Raw genomic sequence first — 19,730 nt, forward strand, 5'->3', positions numbered from 1 at the left:
CTTTGCCGCCGGCTTCCTTCAGATTCCACCTCACGATGGACACCCTTGCCTTAGGCTAATGGTTGGTTGCTACATACCCCCATAACGGACTTTCACCGTCTAGTTAATCGCCATGCGTGGCGCACTAAAAAAGTATATTGCAAACGTATTAAAACGTTGCAATATACTTTTTTTAAACCTGTTCATATTCACCTTCAGGTAAGTGAATCCATCTTTTTAGGTATCCTTGCTCATAAAGGGCCTTGATTAGAATCAATAAAACTGGAGATAAAATAATACCTGCTACTCCAAATAATGATAAAGAGATAACCATAAATGAAAGCATCGTAAAAGCCGAAACTCCTAAAGAATCCCCCGTTATTTTCGGTTCAGCAATCTGTCTAAAAACAATCACAACAGCAAGTAGAACAGCAATCCAAATTGCGGTAAAAGTTTGGCCAACAATGAGTAGATAAATAATCCATGGAATAAATAAAGACGAGACCCCAAGTAAAGGAAGCAAGTCAAACAGTCCTGCCAACAAAGAAATAGAAAAAGCATTTGGAATCCTAAGGATTAGTAAACCGATAAAAATGATGATAAAAGTAAATGTAATTAATTTTAATTGGGCTTTAATATACAGTACGATTCCTTTAATGACATTTTCTTTTAAAAACCTATAGGCCTTTTTAAACGTTTTCGGGGTTTTCTCATTTGCAATTTTTCTCCAAACCGTAATCTCAATGCTTAAAAAATATGCTAAAATCACACCGATAACAAAATTGACGACTAAACTAGATAAAGAGGTAATCGAAGAAAAAATCGTTAATAAAACCACAGATAAGAGCTTTGAACCCTTTTCCGCAAAATCAATTAGGTATTGTTTTGCTTTTTCAACCACATCTGGTGGAAGAGCATTGATTTCCCCTTGAACCATATCAATCTTTTCAGAGAGTTCAAATTGTAACTGGTAAATATAATCTGGTATCATCTGTGATAAATGATAGATTTGTGTAGCAAAAATAGCTCCTAATGTAATCACAATACTTAATACAACTAGAATAAAAACGAGTGTAGAAATAGTTGTCGCTGTGATTTTTTTTAGTCCTTTTTTATGTAGGAATTTTGCTAAAGGTTCAATCATTAAGAAAATCACCAATGCAAAAAAGATTGGCTTGCCTATGCTATAAAGAAAACTAAAAACATACATGATTAAATAGACGGTTAGTACAATAAGGAATAGATCAAAGGCAGTCCGTCCATATTTTTTATAAAAAGATAGCATTCTGATTGATCACCACCTATATTTTACATCTCTATCTTTTTCATTGTTGACGTAAAACTGTTTTTTTAGCCAAATTGGGTAACTTTATTTTATTCTACTTTTCTACTCTTTTTCCTGCATAAAACTAAAAACCCTTTTTTAAAAAGAATGATTATATAAAAATCATGTCCTTTAAAATAGGAGTTCATACCCATTTATTAATTCAACTGTTCTTTCTTAATTGAACCTTCCTGTATTAGAAAGACAGAAATAAGAATCATGAGAATTCCTGCCAATTGATGCCATGACAAATAATCACCAAATTGTAGGATTCCAATCAGGGTAGCAACAATAGGTTCAATGGTTGCAGTAATCGAAGCCCTACTAGATTCCACATAGGATAAGCCTTTAGTATAGAGAATATAAGCTAATGCCGTTGGAAATAATCCAAGTCCAATTATGTAGGTGAAAGCTTTAAAAGAAACCATTAAATTGAAAGACGTCCATATCCGGGTAGTGGGGACAAGGACAATACTCGCAAATACAAAGGTATAAGTTGTAATTGTCAACGGTTTATACTTCTTTAAAGCAGCTTTCCCAAAAATACTATATAAGGAATACCCTACCCCTGCCCCAATCCCCACAAGAAACCCATAGGTTGAGATCTGTGTAGATTCCATATTTGGCAAATATCCAATCACAAACATAATGCCAATAAAAGTTATAAAAAGGGAAACTAGCTTTTTCTTTGTAAACCATTCTTTAAAAATGATACGAGAAAGGATTGTAACAAAGGCAGGTGCAGTATAAAGGAGTATAGCGGCTAATGAAAGAGAAATCTCTTGAATAGCAGTAAAATAGCTCCAATTAAAAAAAACAATGCTAAAAATTCCTGTACCGACAAAATAAAAGCTATCTTTTAAATTTATTTTTAACAATGACCGATCTGTAAAATAGACATAGGGTAACAGAATCATTGTGGCCATCATTACTCGAATCGCAACGACTTCAATAGGAGATAAACCAAACTGATATAATCCTTGAACAAAAATACCAATGATTCCCCAAAAAACTGCGCTTAGTGCAATGAAAAGGTAAGCCCATCTCTTCATCCCTTCACCTCTGCTTACTCATGATATTCGTTTTCATTATATCGATGAGAGCTGATTCAACACTTGCAAATTGAAATTGAAATCCGCTGTCAAGTAATCTCTTAGGCAATACCTTTTGCCCTTTTAAAACCATGTCAGACATTTCCCCCAATGCTAAACGTAAAAAAAGTGCAGGTGTATACATCCAATAAGGTTTATTCATCGCCTTTGCTAAATATCTGTAAAAATCGCGCATTCTGACTGGATTAGGCGCTGTCGTATTGATCGGACCATCGATGGTGTCATTTTTAAGTAAAAATTGAACGGCTTTTATCAGGTCACTTAAGTGAATCCAAGAAAGCCAATGATCTCCTTTTCCAATGGGGCCACCAATATAAAATCTAAATGGTAATCCCATCTTTTCTAGGGCTCCACCATTCCCCAGCACAACCCCAATGCGCAGGATAACCACTCTAACCCCAAATTTCTCTGCACGAATCGCTTCTTTTTCCCAGGCATTACTTACCTTTGCCAAAAAGTCTTGCCCAACACCATGATCCTCTGTAATCTCTTCATCTTCGTGCGCACCATAATAGCCTACTGCAGAGGCATTAATAAGTCCTTTAGGCTTCACTTGTAACTTTTCGATGAAGTCAACCATTGCCCTTGTTGTTTCCGTTCTACTTTTTATAATTTCTTCTTTTCTCCTTTGCGTCCAACGGCCACTGCCAATCGATTCACCAGCGAGATTGATGATATAATCAATTTGATATGTTTTTAACAACGATGAGTTAGCTGCGATGATAGATTCCCATTGTAGGAGTTTCACTTGTTCACCTAACAAAGTCCTTGCTTTTGCTATATTTCTGGTTATAACACTAACATGATGGCCATCTTTTAATAGGGATTTGATCAATTCCTTGCCAACAAATCCCGTACCTCCAACAATTAAAATATTCATTAAATCAACTCACTCCCAAATTATTAAAGTTTCATCTATACAAAAAAGCTTAGCCATCTATAAAACCCGCGATGAACTAAGCTAATCTGTCTATTTCCTTATGTGGAATCGCTTGCTCCAAAACGACTAATCCAAAAATAGTTCACAATACGCTTGGCAAAAATCCATAGTAACAAACTTAAGAAGAAAAGAATTATTGGTCAACTTAATCGTTTGAAGTTGTGGTATGATGGAGCTGTAAATGCGATATCTTTTACCCCACTTTTCCTTTTTTATCATTGTATCATAAAGCAACTCATTATTGTCTAAATGATCTATTTTTTCTTTTAAAGTTTCTATCCATAAACACAGTAATAGCTTTATATTTTTCGTTCAACATATTTCTGTCATAAAAATTTTCGATAAATTTCTACAGATTAAATTTTATTTTTAATAGGAATATGAAGTTTAATATCGGGTTCATCAACTAAAGGATTAAAACTTCAGGATATTCTTCCAGATGCTCTAACGTTTCTTGGTATTTTCTTCTATCCATATTGGGGTTAATTGCATTAGCAATAATTTTTTTCAATCTTTACTTCCATAAAATCAACCTTTCTCTTTTTTTCTTCATGACAAAATTGATAAAATTTTACTAATGATGATAAAATTGATTAAGGAGAAGGGATGTTGATGATAATGCAGGGATGGCTTGCTTTGATTATCTATGTGATATTAGTGATTTCTTCAATTGCTGCCTGGATAAACACCAAAATTATTTTAGAAGAAATTGATAAAATCAAAAAGCATATAGGAATGCCAGAAGAAAAACCTATTGATTCTCTAATTTCATACGATAACTTGAATGATGATAAAAAAAAAGGTAATGAAAAAATTTGACTATAACGAAAGATTGGTATTTAGCCAAGCTTTCAGCGTTTTCTATTCCTAATTTCTAAACAAAATAAGTAAATCTCCATATCCTTCACGTCCCATATCTTCTTTTGGGATAAACCTTAATGCCGCTGAATTAATACAATAACGTAGTCCTGTTGGAGCTGGCCCATCATTAAATACATGCCCTAAATAATAGTTCTATTTAATAAAATACAAATGTTTACCTTTTCATAACAAAATATATATGTTAACATTGTATTAGAAAATAATTTTTTGAATAAACTTGTAAAGACCGTAAATGTTAATAGCATCTACGGTCCATACAATAGATTGCCTCAAGGGCGATCGGCATAAATTTTAAGCATAGAAGTTAGACCTCTTAGGCTGCTACGCTCAAGGGAGGTCTACTTCTTTTTTAAGTAGGAAAGTAAAGCAAGGATGAACATTCCAAACATAAACATCAAAGCTAAAGCATCCTTAACTTCCATAGCATCACCTCCTTTCCGGAGATGAGCCAACCGCCCTTGAGAGCCGATTCTATTGCAACCATATTATACCATACAATTTAATACGAACATATGATTTTCTTTATTTTTTATCTTCTAGATCAATCCTATTTTATCTCTCAATTTTTATAGTATTCTGACATTGGCAAATACTATCCCCCCTACTTCATCCATGGTTTATAATATGTCTTATTCCTTTTATTTCTAAAAACCAATTTCATGGAACTGCTTATGGCTTAATTTGAAAAAGTTCTCTACAATCCAGATTAGTCTACTTTCAGTTAAATGAATATTGTATTCCCATGATTACTACAAAATCTATTATTTCTGTTGGAATTTTTTCATTCTCATGAAAATTAACTTGGATCATATTAAATCACCCAACTTTCAGAAAATGTTACTCCACTTAAACTTACCATACCCATCAAAAAATGCTTCATAGTCCATTTTTTTTGAAAAATACATGGCTTGAGCCTTATCTCATTAAATTCCTACATCTCCTACTATTTTGCTTCTACGTTCAAGTAGAATTACGTCACGCCAAATTCCATTTTTCATCTTGCCAAGTTTTTCACGTCTACCAATTTCACGAAAACCACATTTCTTATGTATAGTTATACTTGCCACATTCTCTGGAAAAATACTAGCCTGTAATGTCCAAAAACCGTGTTTTTCAGAACACTTAACCAAATGCTCCAAAAGAGTTTTTCCAATCCCTTTACCTCTGTGTTCTGAGGAAATATACACACTTACTTCAGCTACTCCAGCATAAACAGATCTACTGGAAACAGGACTCAATGCCACCCATCCAAGAACCTTATCTTTCAAACTAGCAACCAATCTACAGGTACTTATATGCCCTAAGTCCCATTTTTCCCAACTTGGAGCTTCGGCCTCAAATGTGGAGTTTTCCGTCTTAATCCCTTCGACATATATAGCTCTTACCTCATTCCAATCACTTACAGTCATCTCTCTAATTTCAAAATTCATTTACAGCTCTCCTTCTCTCGATAGATCTTCTAATTCTTTTCCAGTATTTTCGGGTATAAAGTAACGATCGATTTGATAATCTACATATACGATATAATAATCTCCTTCTTTTTTCAAAACAGCGTACAAGTCCTTATCTTTAAATCTGTAAAATGATTCTTGTGATTTTAACTCATCTGGAAAAAGTTCTATCAGTCATTATTGGTTGGAAAGTCATTGAAAGTAATATTAAGACAGGAAAAAAAAATGGCCAGATAATAAAAAAACTTCTTTTATTAACCAATTCTATATTCGAATGAATTTTTCCTTCATCGTAATCTACGATTACAATTATTTCAATCCACGACTACCTGGTTTTATTGCTGGGATCTTTCCTTCAAGACAAAGAGGGCATGATTCTTTTGAAAAAGATTCAACTTCCATTGAAAGCAGGGCATGAAAAGGAAAACCAAAATCTACGTTTCCATTGCTTCGATCAACGAGTACTCCTACACCGACGACTTCCCCTCCTGATTGCTCTACAACAGAAATGACTTCTTTGACCGATCCACCAGTGGTAACCACATCTTCTACAACTAAAACGCTTTGGCCAGGTTCAATTTGAAACCCCCGTCGTAATGTCATCTTCCCATTTTCTCTTTCACAAAAGATATTTTTGACACCTAATGCTCGTGACACCTCATAACCTACCAATATCCCTCCAACTGCTGGAGAGACGACGACATCAATTTGTTTATCTTGAAAAGGATCAGCTAAACTACTACATAGTTTTGCTGTAATCTGTGGGTATTGCAATACCTGTGCCATCTGCATGTAATGTTTAGAATGACGGCCTGAGGTTAACAAAAAATGTCCTTCTTTTATTACCCCTGTCTCTTGAAAAATGGTTAGAATCTCCTCTTTTGTCATCATTTTATACCTCCTAATATTATTTAATGAAATTCTACTGTCTATCATCTAGTATCTTAGTATCTATCTTTTCTTCCTTTTAATCTTTTAATGATGGTGGCAAATACTTTCGCCGGATTTTCAGCTTCTGTTACAGCTCGGCCAATCACAATGTAATCTGCTCCCAATTGAAAGGCTTTTTCAGGAGTTGTGACTCTTTTTTGATCATGGGTTAGTCCTTTTACTAAACGAATACCGGGTGTAACCGTTAAAAAAGATAACCCAGATTGTGCTTTTATTTTTTTAACTTCTAATGGCGAAGAAACAACACCATCAAGGCCAGCTAGTTGAGCCAATTTGGAATAATGGAGAACAGATTCTTCTACTGTTGAAGGAATACCTATTTCATTTTGGAGCATCGATTGATCTGTGCTTGTCAATTGAGTAACACCGATAAGAAGTGGACGTTTTTGTCCAACCGCCAATGTGTTCTCCATTTGATTTCGTGCAGCTTCCATCATCTTCATACCACCAGCAATATGAAGATTAAACATATCTATCTCTAATCGAGTCAATTGAGCTGCTGTTTTTCCCACTGTGTTAGGAATATCGTGCATTTTTAAATCTAAAAAAATATTTAATCCTTGTTTTTTCAATTTTTCTATCAAAGGATAACCTGTTGCATAAAAAAGTTCCATGCCTACTTTAACATAGCGTAATTGTCCTTCAAAGCGAGAGATAAGCTCTACCGCTTCTGTTTGATTTTTGACATCAAGGGCGACAATCATTCGTTTTCTATAATCTTCCTCTTTCAAAGAGCCGATTTCCATTCTATCAACATCAGTCTGCTCTATCTTCATGCTAGATTCCACCCTTCTCCAGTAAGTTCTGAGATGTAACGAACACCCATTTCATCTAAGACACGATCTAAATCTTGAATCACTTTAGGCATAATATATGGATCGATGAAGTTTGCGGTACCAATAGCAACTGCAGAAGCACCAGCTAAGAAAAATTCCATTACATCTTCTGCTGTCATGATTCCTCCCATACCAATAATTGGGATAGACACATGTTTATAGACTTCGTAAATCATTCGTAAAGCAACTGGCTTAATGGCAGGGCCTGATAATCCTCCCACTTGGTTGGCCAAAATCGGCTTTCTGGTTTTTAGATCAAATCTCATCCCTATTAAAGTGTTTATCATACTTAATCCATCTGCTCCTGCTGCTTCAACTGCTTCTGCCATAGAGACAATATCTGTTACATTAGGTGATAATTTAACAAAAACCGGTACCTGACTAACTTCTTTCACTGCTTTTGTTAGATCATGGGCTGTTTTGGGATCCGTACCAAATGTTATCCCGCCACATTTTACATTAGGACAAGAGATATTGAGTTCGATCATGGCCACTTCAGTTACTGCAGAGATTCTTTTTGCTACCTCCACATAATCCTCTGTCATAGTTCCTGCTACATTCACAATAATCGGTACTTGGTACTTTGCTAACCAAGGGATTTCCTCATTAATGACTGCTTCTATACCGGGATTTTGCAAACCGATTGAATTCAACATTCCGCTTGGTGTTTCAGCAATTCTTGGTGTAGGATTTCCTAGCCTTGGTTCTAAGGTTGTCGCTTTAACAATCACTGCCCCAAGTTGACTCAAATCATATAACTTTGCATACTCTCTACCAAAGCCAAAACAACCAGAGGCAGGCATAATCGGGTTTTTTAATTCAATCTTACCAAGCTTTACTTTTAAACGGGAATTCGTTTGATGATTTCTATCTGATGATAATTCCATCTTACAATTTCACCTCCCGGAAGGAAAAAACAGGTCCATCAGCACAAACTTTTTTATATCCTCTAAGATCTACAGCTTGGTCTACTTTAACCACACATCCATAGCAAGCTCCAATGGCACAACCCATTCGTTCTTCTAATGAGAGATACCCTTCGATCGGCTTATCCATCCATTTTTGTTGAATGGCTTTCATCATCGCTGTTGGACCACATGAATAAAATAGATCCCAATGCTCTTCTTCTTTGATCAGATCTAGAACTGTTCCTTTAGAACCCAAACTTCCATCCATGGTAGCCACTCGAATTTCGCCAAAGCTTGAGAATTGTTCAAGCAAAAAGATATCCTGTTTTGATTGAAAGCCTAGCAATGTTGTGATTTGATGTCCTGTATGCTTTAATTGCTTTGCCAGATAGTAGAGTGGAGGAATGCCAATCCCACCACCTATAAGTAAAAACTGTTGTTTATCTGTTTTGGAAACTGGGAATCCATTTCCTAATGGTCCAAGAACATCAACGATTTCGCCTCTTGTCTTTTGAGTTAGCCTTTTGGTTCCTTCTCCATTCACTCGATAAATCATTGAGATTCGCAGTGTATTTGGGTCAAAATCATGAACACTAATCGGTCTTCGAAGAAAAGGATGATTGGAATCATTTACCCGAATATGGAAAAATTGTCCTGGTTGAGGATACCATTCATTTAGAAAGTCCTCAAAATTTGTATTTGCTTGTAATGTTTTTGGTTCTATCACGATCTGGTAGATTTGATGTGCAATCTCTTTGTTCTCTAACACTTTCATCAGCGATTGTTTCATCAGGAGATCAACTCCCCTTTCCGAACCATCGGTTGAGTAGTTAAAGCAAGCGATTCAAGAACATGCAATAGGGCATAAGCGGTATCTAATGAGGTAAAACAAGCAATCCCATATTCCACTGATTCTCTACGAATACGAAACCCATCCCTTGCTATATCCCTTCCCCTGGTTAAGGTATTGATTACAAACTGAATGTTTCCTGAATGAATTTCATCGATGATATTGGGTTTACCTTCTCGTAGTTTTTTTACTTCGATCACTGAAATTCCATTCTCCTTTAAAAATTGAGCTGTTCCCCTTGTTGCTTTTACCTGAAATCCTAGTTGGACAAAACGACGTATTAAGCTTAAGGCTTCATCTTTATCTTTATCAGCAATCGTTGCTAAAATCGTACCCGATTCAGCAACCCTTACTCCTGCAGCGATTAATCCTTTATATAATGCTTTGGCAAAATTTTGATCGATACCAATCACTTCCCCGGTTGACTTCATTTCTGGACCTAATGTCGTATCTACCCTTCTTAATTTGGAAAAGGAAAAAACAGGAACTTTTACAGCCACAAGATTTGTTGTTGGCGTTAAATAACCAGTTTGATAATCCAAAGACTGGAGTGTTTCACCTAACATGATTTTTGTAGCCAGATTAGCAATCGGAACTTGGGTGACTTTGCTTAGAAAAGGTACAGTCCGAGACGACCTTGGATTTACTTCAATTACATATACTTCATGCTCATGAATGACGAATTGGATATTAAGCAATCCTTTTGCTTGAAGTCCTAATGCCAGTTTTTCAGTGATAGTTACAATTTGTTTCATTTCCGATTCTGTCAATGATTGAGGAGGATATACAGCGATAGAATCGCCTGAATGCACACCTGCTCTTTCGATATGTTCCATAATCCCGGGAATAAGTACTTGCTTCCCATCACAAATGGCATCAACTTCTACCTCTTTACCGATGAGGTAGCGATCAATTAAAACAGGATGTTCAGGTGAAACTTGAACAGCTTGTTCCATGTAATGTGTCAATTCTTCCTGATTATAGATGATCTCCATCGCCCTTCCACCTAGAACATAAGAGGGTCGAACTAAAACAGGGTATCCAAGCTTTTCAGCTACTTGTAACGCTTCTTCTTGTGATAAAACGGTTGTCCCGAGGGGTTGTTTAATTTGTAAATCCTTTAAAAGCTGTTCAAATCGCTTCCGATCTTCTGCTTGATCAATCCGATCTAGTGAAGTTCCGAGAATCGGTATTCCTTCATTTGCGATTCTTTCTGCTAAATTGATTGCCGTTTGGCCACCAAATTGTACAATCACTCCAACCGATTGTTCTTTTTCGATCACATGAAGCACATCTTCAATAGTAAGTGGTTCGAAATAGAGCCGGTTTGACACATTAAAGTCGGTAGAAACTGTTTCTGGATTGTTATTGATAATCACTGCATCATACCCTGCCTCTTGAATCGCCCAGACGGCATGAACGGTGGAATAATCAAATTCTATTCCTTGACCAATTCGAATAGGACCAGAACCGATGACGATTACAGATGGTTTTGTTCCTCTTATCACTTCATCTTCTAGCTCATAAGTAGAATAATAATAAGGGGTATAGGATTCAAATTCTGCTGCACAAGTATCCACCATTTTATATACAGGTTTGATATGCCAGTTTTCCCGTAATGTTCGAATTCCTTTTTCATCTTCTCCTCTCAAAAGGGCAATTTGCTGATCGGAAAAGCCGAGTTTTTTCCATAAGTAAAGCTGATCTTTTGTGATTGGTTCTTGACGAATTTCTTGTTCGATTTCTACTAAACCTTTGATTTTTACTAAAAAGAAAGGATCAATTTGTGTCCATTCATGAACCTTCTTCCATTCCCCACCCCTTCGAAACCATTCAGCAATCAACCACAAACGTTGATCATCTGTTCGCTTGATTCTCTCTTGGATTTGTTCATCATCAAGTTGATCTAAATGTAAGGAGGGTGAAAAAAGACCCACATGTTGATCTTCCATAGAACGAATCGCTTTTTGTAGGGACTCTTCAAAATTCCTCCCTATCGCCATCACTTCGCCTGTTGCCTTCATTTGTGTTCCTAATTTACGATTTGCTGCTTGAAATTTATCAAAGGGCCAGCGAGGAATCTTTGTTACCACATAATCTAAGGCTGGTTCAAAACAAGCATAAGTTGTCTTAGTGATAGGATTTTTTATTTCATCCAAGGTATAACCTAAAGCAATTTTAGTCGCTATCTTCGCAATTGGATAACCTGTAGCTTTTGAAGCTAAGGCACTAGAACGACTTACTCTTGGGTTCACTTCAATCACTTCATATCGTTCACTGTTTGGATCTAACGCGAATTGAACATTACAGCCCCCTTGAATTTGAAGAGCCTCTACAATCTTTAAAGCCGATGTTCTAAGTAATTGGTATTCTCGGTCAGATAACGTTTGACTAGGGGCAACGACGATACTATCACCAGTATGAATGCCCACTGGATCTAGATTTTCCATATTACATACGACAATCTTATTGCCATGCTGATCTCGAATCACTTCATATTCAATTTCCTTATAACCTAATAAACTTTGCTCAATCAGAACTTGATGAATAGGGCTTGCTTCCAGCCCACTTTGTACAATTTCCTCTAATTCTCCTAGATTATGAGCAATACCTCCCCCTGTTCCACCAAGTGTGTAAGCAGGGCGAATAATCACTGGATAGCCTACTTGCTCAACAAATGTATAGGCTTCCTCTAATTGGTAAATAATTTGACTCTCTGGAACAGGTTCCCCGATTTGTTTCATTAGTGAACGAAATCGACTTCGATCTTCAGCATCTTGAATCGCTTTGATGTTTGTTCCAAGCAATTGAACTCCTACTTCGCTTAAAACACCATCATTCTCTAGCTCTACTGCTAAATTCAGTGCGGTTTGTCCACCTAATGTTGCAATGATTCCATCTGGTCTTTCCATCCGAATAATTTTTTTCAAAAAATCAAGGGTTAGCGGTTCCATATACACTTTGTCAGCTATTTGTGTATCAGTCATGATCGTAGCAGGATTACTATTGACTAATATTACTTCCATTCCTTCCTCTTTGAGTGCCTGACAAGCTTGTGTACCAGCATAATCAAATTCTGCGGCCTGACCAATGGTAATCGGACCTGATCCTATCACCAAGACTTTTTTAATTCCATATCGTTTAGGCATACTGTTTCTCCTCCTTTTCCTTTCTCATCAGTTGAATAAATTGATCGAAAAGATAACGACTGTCATTAGGACCTGGTGAAGCTTCTGGATGATATTGTACGGAAAAAGCGGGTACATTAGTATGAGCCAAACCTTCAATCGTCCCGTCATTTACTGCAATATGAGTCACTTTCAATGGACAGGTGGCTATGGACTTCGTAGTAACGGTAAAACCATGATTTTGTGAAGTCATGTAGATCCGGTTTGTTGCCAACTCTTTTACTGGATGATTTCCACCTCGATGGCCAAACTTCATTTTCTCTGTATTTGCCCCATTAGCTAAAGCAAACAATTGATGACCTAAACAAATTCCAAATAAAGGTATTCTTTCCTGCATTAAACCCTGTATCATTGGAATGGCTTCTATCACCTCTTTTGGGTCACCAGGGCCATTGGATAAGAGGACCCCATCTGGATTTAAAGTATTAATTTGTTCAACCGTTGTCGTATAAGGAACGATGGTCACTTCGCATTGTCGTGCTAATAATTCTCTTAAGATCCCTTGTTTATAACCATAATCGACTAAGACGACACGTTCGCCTCTCCCTGGAATGGTGAAGGGCTGTTTAATTGAAACCTGCTTAACTTGATCATTGCTTAAAGGAGATTCTAAACGCTTCAAGGCCTCTTCCCTTGTCAAAGAATTTGTGGTTAACAGAGCTTTCATCGTCCCTTTTTCCCTTATTTTCTTCGTGATCATCCTCGTATCGATCCCAGCAATTCCTAAGATTCCATGTTGTTGCAAATAAGAAGTAAGACTCTCATTTTTACGCCAATGGGATGGGAAATCTGCCACTTCTTTAACAATAAATCCAAACACCCTTGGTTTGACTGATTCAAAATCCACGTGATTAATTCCGTAATTCCCGATTAAAGGATAAGTCATCACCACAAATTGTCCATAATAAGAGGGATCTGTCAAAATTTCTTGGTAACCTGTCATACCCGTATTGAAAACAATTTCAGCGATAGATTCTCCAGTACTGCCAAATGATACACCTTCAAAAGAAGTTCCATCTTCTAAAAATAATGTGGCTTTCTTCTTATGCATAGCGGTTCTCTACCTCCTGCTCCCATGAAATCTTACCCTCTACGATGGTCATGACTGGCCATCCATACAAATTCCAACCTGTAAATGGCGTATTTTTCCCTTTTGAAGCAAATGTAACTGGGTCAACCGATTTGGATTGTTCCAGATCAATCACCGCAAGATCTGCTGGTAAACCCACCGCAATTTCCCCAACTTGCAAGCCAAAAATTTCTGCCGGTTTTCTTGTAACCCATTCAATCAATTGTTCTAATGATACGAGCTTCTTCATTACAAGATGGGTGTATAACAAGGGAAAAGCGGTCTCAAGTCCAACAATTCCAAATGGTGCATCCAATAATCCCCTTTGTTTTTCATCCTCAGTATGTGGCGCATGATCCGTTGCAATTACATCGATCGTTCCATCGATCAATCCTTCTATAAGAGCGAGGCGATCTTCTTCGGTTCTAAGTGGCGGATTCATTTTATAATGACCATAGGGTGGTTGGATATCCTTTTCTGTTAACAGCAGATGATGTGGGGTAACTTCTGCGGTTACGTTAACCCCTTTTGCCTTTGCATTTCGAATAAGCTGTACTGATTCCTTTGAACTTACATGGCATACATGGTAATGAACACCAGTGCTTTCTGCTAACATTAAGTCCCTTTCTAACTGCAGATACTCTGCTTCAGATGGGATTCCTTGTACCTGCAATTGTTTGGCTGTTTCACCCATGTGAATAACCCCTTTTCCAGCCAAATGATAATCTTCCACATGTGCAATGATTGGCATGTCTAAAAGCTTGGCCGTTTCCATCGCTTTAATCATCAAGCTAGTTGATTGGACCCCTTTACCATCATCAGAAAACCCAACCGCACCTTGTTTTTTCATCCCTAACAGATTAGCTAATTCTTTTCCCTCTTGCTTATGAGTAATCGCACCAATCGGATAGACCTTTACATATCCTAATGCTTTACTTTTTTCTTTGAGAAAAGTAATTAGGTCAGGACAATCCATGACAGGATTTGTGTTTGGCATCGCAAAAATCGTAGTAAATCCACCCTTTGCTGCAGCTTTTGTTCCTGTTTCAATGGTTTCTTTTTGCTCAAACCCCGGTTCTCGTAAATGAACATGAATATCGATTAACCCCGGGATTATTATTTTTCCTTTTGCATCAATCACTTGATGGAGGTGATTTTTATTGTCAAGCTTTTGCTCGATTGCTTGGATCATTCCTTTTTCAATCAAAAGATCCCCTATAAACCACTGATTTTTACTCCAAATTTTCCCATGTCGAATGATGATTCCCATTTTGCTTCCCCTCCTAAGGCTCTCTCTATCACTGCCATACGAATCCATACACCATGACGAATTTGTTCGAAGATTTTCGATTGAGGATGCTCAACAACAAGATCATCCATTTCTATCCCTCGATTTACTGGTGCAGGATGCAAAATAATGGTTTGTGGTTGTAAATAACGAAGTCTCTCTTCCGTAAAGCCAAATTCTTGACGATATTCTTCAATTGGATATAAAGATTCCCCCTGTATCCGTTCAAATTGAACACGTAACATCATGACCACATCTGCATGTTTTATCGCCTCATCAATTGGTAAATAGTTACCTTCTAGTGAAAAATCCATATATTTTGCTGGGCCGCTAAACAGGAGCTTGGCACCCATCCTTTTCAATAATTGCACATTGGATCGAGCGACTCGGCTATGGGCAATATCACCGATTATAGCGACATTTAATCCTTTGATCTCAGAAAAATATTGCTGAATCGTATAAAAATCGAGAAGGGCTTGAGTAGGATGAGCCTTTTTACCCTCACCAGCATTGATGATCTTTATAGAAAGTTTTCGTAACAATGGTTTTAGCAGATCTTCCTCTTGTAGACGAATTACAACAGCTTCTATACCAAGAGATTCGAGAGTCTTTAAGGTATCAAAAAGCGATTCTCCTTTTTGCATACTTGATACAGAAGGTTGAAGATTGACCACTTCAAGACCTAACTTCTTTTCAGCTACTTCAAAAGATATTCTCGTTCTTGTACTTGGTTCTAAAAACAAATTAGCGATAAATGACTTGTGATATTGCTTGTTTGAAAAGAATAACCATGAATCGTTCTCAAGTGAACTGGTTTCTTCTATCTTTTGAAAATAATGAGCCCTAGCTATTAATTCTTTGATTTCTTCCAATGTTAACTCTTGAATGGATAACAAATGCTTTCCCATTTCTCTCATCCTCTTTTTCCAATGGAATTCTTAATAAACTCACAAAAGTGACGACTTGTTCGTAGCACATTCCGATTACTTTTGTAGGGAACTATGGAACTGTGAATAATGAATACAAAAAAGGTCTTCCTACCGTTCGATAAGAAGACCTTCTAATTCCTTACACCATCTTTCTAATGGTTCCAATTTCATTTGCATGCTTAGAAACTAGTACCATTTTCTGGCCCTTGCGGCTTGCATTTGAAGATAAAACCGTCATTAGAAGATATCCTTATCAGACTCACGGGACTGATTTAAAGGATTCTATTCTTTTGTACTTCTTTATTGTTGAGGCTACTTAAACCCCTACTTTGACAGTTTTTCTTTTAACCTCTTTTGTTTGTTTAGTGACAATTTCCATTTCTAATTCTTCACTTTCTTTTGCTTGCTTAGGCAATACTAGGTTTAGGATAATACCAACGATTGTAGCTAAAGCCATTCCTTCGATATCAACATGAATTCCTTTTAATTTTAATGCTGCATTACCAACACCAATCACCATGATGACAGATGAGATTACAAGGTTTCTTTTGTCACTATAATCAATGCCATTATCAACAAGCATTCGTAAACCAGCTGATGCGATGATGCCGAAGAGTAGAATAGAAACACCACCCATGACTGCTGTAGGAATCGTGCTAATTAAGGCACCTAATTTTCCAATGAAGGCAAAGCTTGTAGCAAAGACCGCTGCCCCAGCAATCACATAAACACTATATACTCTTGTAATAGCTAACACACCGATATTTTCTCCATAGGTGGTATTAGGTGGGCCACCAATTAAAGCAGCGATAGATGTAGCAACACCATCACCTAAAATCGAACGATGCAATCCAGGATCCTTTACCAAATCTCGTTCCATAATACTACTGGTTACCATTAAATGGCCAATATGTTCAGTGATGGTCACTAATGCTACAGGAAGCATGACAACAGCAGCTTTCCATGACAATTCTGGTGTTGTAAAAATAGGCAATGCAAACCAACTTGCTTCTTTTACAGGTGTTAAATCAACGATTCCTACGATTAAGGAGATGATATAACCACCAATGATTCCTAAAAGAATGGGAATCACTCCTAGAAAACCTCGGAAGACAGTACTTGCTATGACAGCAATCGCTAAAGTACTTAAAGCCACCATGAAATGTTTTAAAGAATAAACGGTTTGACCATCCACTTTAATATTCATTGCCATATCTACTGCAACACTTGCCAGCCCTAATCCAATCACAATTACGACAGAACCAATCACAACAGGTGGCAAAATTTTATTTAACCAATCTGAGCCAAATTTATAGATCATTAATGCGATCACACCGTATAATACCCCAGCTAGGAAAGAACCAAACATGGCTGCTCCTAATCCCTCCGATTGAGAGAGGGAAATAATCGGTGCGATGAAGGCAAAAGATGAACCTAAATAGGCAGGGATTTTTCCTTTGGTAATCAGCAAATAAGCAATCGTCCCTAACCCACTGCTTAATAAGGCGATTGAAGGACTTAACCCTGTTAAGATCGGGACTAGAATAGTTGCCCCAAACATAGCAAACAAATGTTGAAAACTTAATGCAATCCATTTCATTCCCTTTGGCATTTCATTGACATCCATCACTTGTTGTTTCATTTTTGTTTTCCTCCTCTTTATTTTTCCACCAATGATTCGGTTTTTTTAAGATCAAAAAAACCTCCTGGCTTCAGCTAAGAGGTTCGCTAGTGAAAGAGAAGGATTAAATGAGACACCATATTTATTCTCATTCATTTCTCTTATCCTATTGAACCCTTGCCAGCCTCTCTGGACTGAGTTAAAGGGTGGTTTTTGGTTGAATGGTCACTTGTTCTTTTTGGTCACACTCTTTTAATTGAACGGAAATCATTTCTTGCTTAGAGGTTGGTACATTTTTCCCTACATAATCAGGTCGGATTGGAAGTTCCCTATGTCCACGATCGATTAGTACTGCAAGTTGAATCAGTTGCGGTCTACCCATATCTATAATGGCATCTAAGGCTGCTCGAACGGTTCTCCCTGTGTACAATACGTCATCGATAAGAACAATTTTTTTCTTCTTGATCTCAAAGGCAATTAGACTTCCCTTTACAAGAGGTTGATCGCTCTTTTCCGTCAAGTCATCACGGTATAAGGTGATGTCTAGTTCTCCAACAGGAATATCATGTCCTTCAAATTGTTTAATTTTATCTGCGATTCTTTGAGCTAAGTAAATTCCACGAGTTTTAATCCCAATGATCACTAAGTCTTCAATTCCTTTGTTTTTTTCCAGGATTTCATGGGCAATACGGGTCAACGCTCGATTGATTGCTGTTTCGTCTAATAAAACTCTTCCTTGTTCCAACCTAGGTTCACCTCCTTAAGAAATGAAAGAATAAAAAAAGCTTTTACCTAGAGGCAAAAGCGAATCGATATTGCTTGAATAGAATTTAACCTATTCAATACCCGTTCACCTTGTTAGCCTCTCTGGACTACATTTAAAGGACATTTAAATTTTCTATTTCATTATGGATGAAAGTGAATCCAATGTCAACCATTTTCTTCACTTTATTCGTTCCTTTATCTGTTTGCTCGTAACTCTTCAATGAGCCCTTGCATATCTTCTGGCAATTCAGAGTCAAATTCCAGATATTCGTTAGTTCTTGGATGCTTAAATCCTAAAGTTTTGGCATGGAGTGCTTGGCCATCGATTTTTAACGTCTTTTTCAGACCATATAAAGGATCTCCTACAAGGGGATGGCCGATGTATTGCATGTGGACTCGAATTTGATGAGTCCTGCCTGTTTCTAATTTACATTCCACCAATGTAAACCCTTGGAAACGCTCTTTCACTACAAAATGGGTAACAGCATGCTTACTATTTTTATGGATCACCGTCATTTTTTTACGATCATGAGGATCACGGCCAATAGGTGCATCGATCGTTCCAAGATCATGAGGGATTTCTCCATGAACTAAGGCCAGATATATTCGATGCACATCATGATCCTTGAGTTGTCTAGCAAGAGATTCATGAGCCAAATCATTTTTTGCAGCCATCAATAATCCAGATGTATCTTTATCAATGCGATGAACAATTCCTGGTCTTAAAACACCGTTTATTCCAGATAAATCTTTACAGTGATAAAGTAAAGCATTAACCAAGGTACCAGAATAGTGCCCTGGTGCTGGGTGAACCACCATTCCTCTTGGCTTATTTATCACAATTACATCTTGGTCTTCATATACGATGTCAAGAGGAATCGATTCAGGCTCAATGTTCAATTCTTTTTGTGGTGGAACCTGAAGCACAACCTCATCGTCTTCTTGTATTTTGTAATTTGCTTTCACCATTCTACCATTGACTGTTACATTTCCTTCTTTGATCCATTGTTGTATTTGTGATCTAGACCATTCTTCGAACTGTTCAGAAAGAAATTTATCAATTCTTTCTGTTGCCTCCTCTGCTTCAATGATCCAATCGTATTTTTCAAAGACTTCCACTGCAATTCTCCTATACTTGATCTTTTTTTGCTTCTTTAGAAAAAAACATTTCCCAGATCATTAAAATGACTCCAACCACAATCGCTGAATCAGCAAGATTAAAAATGGGATAGTTAATAATCCTTACATCTATAAAATCTACTACTTCCCCAGTTGTTATACGGTCAATCAGGTTACCGATCGCCCCACCTAAAATAAAAGATAGAGATAAGGCAAACAGCTTTTGTGCTTTATGGATCTTGTAAATGTAATAAATAAGAAAAAGAATGACAATCAATGTTAAGATGATAAAAAACCATTGCTTATTTTGTAAAATTCCAAAGGCGGCGCCTCTATTTCGACTAGAGGTAATATGAAACCAACCCTTAACAATAGGGATGCTTTCATATAAATCCATATACTGCACAATCGCCCACTTACTTAATTGGTCAAGAAAGATTATGAGTAATGAAATGAAGTAATAAATCAAACTGTCTCCTCCTTGTGCTTCTTCTCTTGCCCATTGTAGCATATGTTCA

The 19,730-nt window shown here is 37.0% G+C and carries 18 protein-coding genes and 1 pseudogene; 1 reads left to right on the forward strand and 18 read right to left on the reverse strand.

Annotation, left to right across the window (positions count from 1 at the left end):
* Positions 1–172 precede the first annotated feature (172 nt).
* From BEN26_RS10015 to BEN26_RS10025, 3 genes are all read right to left on the reverse strand, one after another.
* Positions 173–1,264, reverse strand: coding sequence for an AI-2E family transporter (locus tag BEN26_RS10015; protein ID WP_069798261.1), 1,092 nt, complete (start codon positions 1,262–1,264; stop codon positions 173–175).
* Between the two features lie 197 nt (positions 1,265–1,461).
* Positions 1,462–2,355: a DMT family transporter gene (locus BEN26_RS10020; protein WP_068724596.1), complete on the reverse strand. Its 894-nt coding sequence runs from the start codon at positions 2,353–2,355 to the stop codon at positions 1,462–1,464.
* Between the two features lie 4 nt (positions 2,356–2,359).
* Positions 2,360–3,295 carry a TIGR01777 family oxidoreductase gene (locus tag BEN26_RS10025; protein ID WP_069798259.1) on the reverse strand — a complete coding sequence of 312 codons (936 nt, stop codon included), beginning with the start codon at positions 3,293–3,295 and terminating at the stop codon, positions 2,360–2,362.
* Positions 3,296–3,964: 669 nt separating this feature from the next.
* On the opposite strand from BEN26_RS10025, the gene BEN26_RS10030 reads away from it, so the two are divergent.
* On the forward strand, positions 3,965–4,174 hold the full coding sequence (locus tag BEN26_RS10030; protein WP_181482267.1) for a hypothetical protein: 210 nt from the start codon (positions 3,965–3,967) through the stop codon (positions 4,172–4,174).
* A gap of 48 nt (positions 4,175–4,222) precedes the next feature.
* On the opposite strand, the pseudogene BEN26_RS10035 reads toward BEN26_RS10030, so the two are convergent.
* The 15 genes and pseudogenes from BEN26_RS10035 to lspA form a co-directional block, all read right to left on the reverse strand.
* Positions 4,223–4,363, reverse strand: a pseudogene (locus BEN26_RS10035) (peptide-methionine (R)-S-oxide reductase); the annotation flags it as partial.
* 212 nt (positions 4,364–4,575) lie between these two features.
* A complete protein-coding gene (locus tag BEN26_RS13955; RefSeq protein ID WP_220126426.1) occupies positions 4,576–4,659 on the reverse strand; it encodes a putative holin-like toxin in 84 nt (27 codons plus the stop codon).
* 501 nt (positions 4,660–5,160) lie between these two features.
* Positions 5,161–5,667, reverse strand: a complete 507-nt coding sequence (locus BEN26_RS10040) for a GNAT family N-acetyltransferase (RefSeq protein ID WP_069798255.1) — start codon at positions 5,665–5,667, stop codon at positions 5,161–5,163.
* A gap of 330 nt (positions 5,668–5,997) precedes the next feature.
* A complete protein-coding gene (gene pyrE / locus BEN26_RS10045) occupies positions 5,998–6,579 on the reverse strand; it encodes an orotate phosphoribosyltransferase (RefSeq protein WP_220126425.1) in 582 nt (193 codons plus the stop codon).
* Between the two features lie 53 nt (positions 6,580–6,632).
* Positions 6,633–7,415, reverse strand: coding sequence for an orotidine-5'-phosphate decarboxylase (pyrF, locus tag BEN26_RS10050; protein WP_255421887.1), 783 nt, complete (start codon positions 7,413–7,415; stop codon positions 6,633–6,635).
* Positions 7,412–8,362 carry a dihydroorotate dehydrogenase gene (locus BEN26_RS10055; protein ID WP_069798253.1) on the reverse strand — a complete coding sequence of 317 codons (951 nt, stop codon included), beginning with the start codon at positions 8,360–8,362 and terminating at the stop codon, positions 7,412–7,414. The genes pyrF and BEN26_RS10055 overlap by 4 nt, the downstream gene beginning before the upstream one ends.
* Before the next feature lies 1 nt (position 8,363).
* Entirely contained in the window at positions 8,364–9,173 is an 810-nt protein-coding gene (locus BEN26_RS10060) for a dihydroorotate dehydrogenase electron transfer subunit (protein ID WP_069798251.1), read from the reverse strand.
* On the reverse strand, positions 9,173–12,382 hold the full coding sequence (gene carB / locus BEN26_RS10065; RefSeq protein ID WP_069798248.1) for a carbamoyl-phosphate synthase large subunit: 3,210 nt from the start codon (positions 12,380–12,382) through the stop codon (positions 9,173–9,175). Before carB ends, BEN26_RS10060 begins: the two co-directional genes overlap by 1 nt.
* The gene (locus BEN26_RS10070) at positions 12,375–13,472 is read right to left on the reverse strand and encodes a carbamoyl phosphate synthase small subunit (RefSeq protein WP_069798246.1); all 1,098 of its coding nucleotides are present in this window, start codon (positions 13,470–13,472) and stop codon (positions 12,375–12,377) included. The genes carB and BEN26_RS10070 overlap by 8 nt, the downstream gene beginning before the upstream one ends.
* On the reverse strand, positions 13,465–14,760 hold the full coding sequence (locus BEN26_RS10075) for a dihydroorotase (protein WP_069798244.1): 1,296 nt from the start codon (positions 14,758–14,760) through the stop codon (positions 13,465–13,467). The genes BEN26_RS10070 and BEN26_RS10075 overlap by 8 nt, the downstream gene beginning before the upstream one ends.
* Entirely contained in the window at positions 14,706–15,686 is a 981-nt protein-coding gene (locus BEN26_RS10080; protein WP_069798242.1) for an aspartate carbamoyltransferase catalytic subunit, read from the reverse strand. Before BEN26_RS10080 ends, BEN26_RS10075 begins: the two co-directional genes overlap by 55 nt.
* Positions 15,687–16,023: 337 nt before the next feature.
* The gene (gene uraA, locus BEN26_RS10085; RefSeq protein ID WP_069798240.1) at positions 16,024–17,349 is read right to left on the reverse strand and encodes a uracil permease; all 1,326 of its coding nucleotides are present in this window, start codon (positions 17,347–17,349) and stop codon (positions 16,024–16,026) included.
* A gap of 178 nt (positions 17,350–17,527) precedes the next feature.
* The gene (gene pyrR / locus BEN26_RS10090) at positions 17,528–18,073 is read right to left on the reverse strand and encodes a bifunctional pyr operon transcriptional regulator/uracil phosphoribosyltransferase PyrR (RefSeq protein WP_069798239.1); all 546 of its coding nucleotides are present in this window, start codon (positions 18,071–18,073) and stop codon (positions 17,528–17,530) included.
* Between the two features lie 215 nt (positions 18,074–18,288).
* Entirely contained in the window at positions 18,289–19,218 is a 930-nt protein-coding gene (locus BEN26_RS10095) for an RluA family pseudouridine synthase (RefSeq protein ID WP_069798237.1), read from the reverse strand.
* 4 nt (positions 19,219–19,222) lie between these two features.
* Positions 19,223–19,681 carry a signal peptidase II gene (gene lspA / locus BEN26_RS10100; RefSeq protein WP_069798267.1) on the reverse strand — a complete coding sequence of 153 codons (459 nt, stop codon included), beginning with the start codon at positions 19,679–19,681 and terminating at the stop codon, positions 19,223–19,225.
* Positions 19,682–19,730 lie beyond the last annotated feature (49 nt).

This window comes from Tepidibacillus sp. HK-1, assembly GCF_001748485.2.
GTDB lineage: Bacteria > Bacillota > Bacilli > Tepidibacillales > Tepidibacillaceae > Tepidibacillus_B > Tepidibacillus_B infernus.

Bases quoted from the DNA above. Each gene is read 5' to 3' on its own strand.
- BEN26_RS10060 (WP_069798251.1), bottom strand. From the start codon at position 9,173: ATGAAACAATCGCTGATGAAAGTGTTAGAGAACAAAGAGATTGCACAT.
- BEN26_RS10020 (WP_068724596.1), bottom strand. From the start codon at position 2,355: ATGAAGAGATGGGCTTACCTTTTCATTGCACTAAGCGCAGTTTTTTGG.
- BEN26_RS10055 (WP_069798253.1), bottom strand. From the start codon at position 8,362: ATGGAATTATCATCAGATAGAAATCATCAAACGAATTCCCGTTTAAAA.
- uraA (WP_069798240.1), bottom strand. From the start codon at position 17,349: ATGAAACAACAAGTGATGGATGTCAATGAAATGCCAAAGGGAATGAAA.
- BEN26_RS10075 (WP_069798244.1), bottom strand. From the start codon at position 14,760: ATGGGAATCATCATTCGACATGGGAAAATTTGGAGTAAAAATCAGTGG.
- pyrF (WP_255421887.1), bottom strand. From the start codon at position 7,415: ATGAAGATAGAGCAGACTGATGTTGATAGAATGGAAATCGGCTCTTTG.
- BEN26_RS10015 (WP_069798261.1), bottom strand. From the start codon at position 1,264: ATGCTATCTTTTTATAAAAAATATGGACGGACTGCCTTTGATCTATTC.
- pyrE (WP_220126425.1), bottom strand. From the start codon at position 6,579: ATGATGACAAAAGAGGAGATTCTAACCATTTTTCAAGAGACAGGGGTA.
- BEN26_RS10025 (WP_069798259.1), bottom strand. From the start codon at position 3,295: ATGAATATTTTAATTGTTGGAGGTACGGGATTTGTTGGCAAGGAATTG.
- BEN26_RS10040 (WP_069798255.1), bottom strand. From the start codon at position 5,667: ATGAATTTTGAAATTAGAGAGATGACTGTAAGTGATTGGAATGAGGTA.
- BEN26_RS10070 (WP_069798246.1), bottom strand. From the start codon at position 13,472: ATGCATAAGAAGAAAGCCACATTATTTTTAGAAGATGGAACTTCTTTT.
- BEN26_RS10080 (WP_069798242.1), bottom strand. From the start codon at position 15,686: ATGGGAAAGCATTTGTTATCCATTCAAGAGTTAACATTGGAAGAAATC.
- BEN26_RS13955 (WP_220126426.1), bottom strand. From the start codon at position 4,659: ATGGAAGTTAAGGATGCTTTAGCTTTGATGTTTATGTTTGGAATGTTC.
- carB (WP_069798248.1), bottom strand. From the start codon at position 12,382: ATGCCTAAACGATATGGAATTAAAAAAGTCTTGGTGATAGGATCAGGT.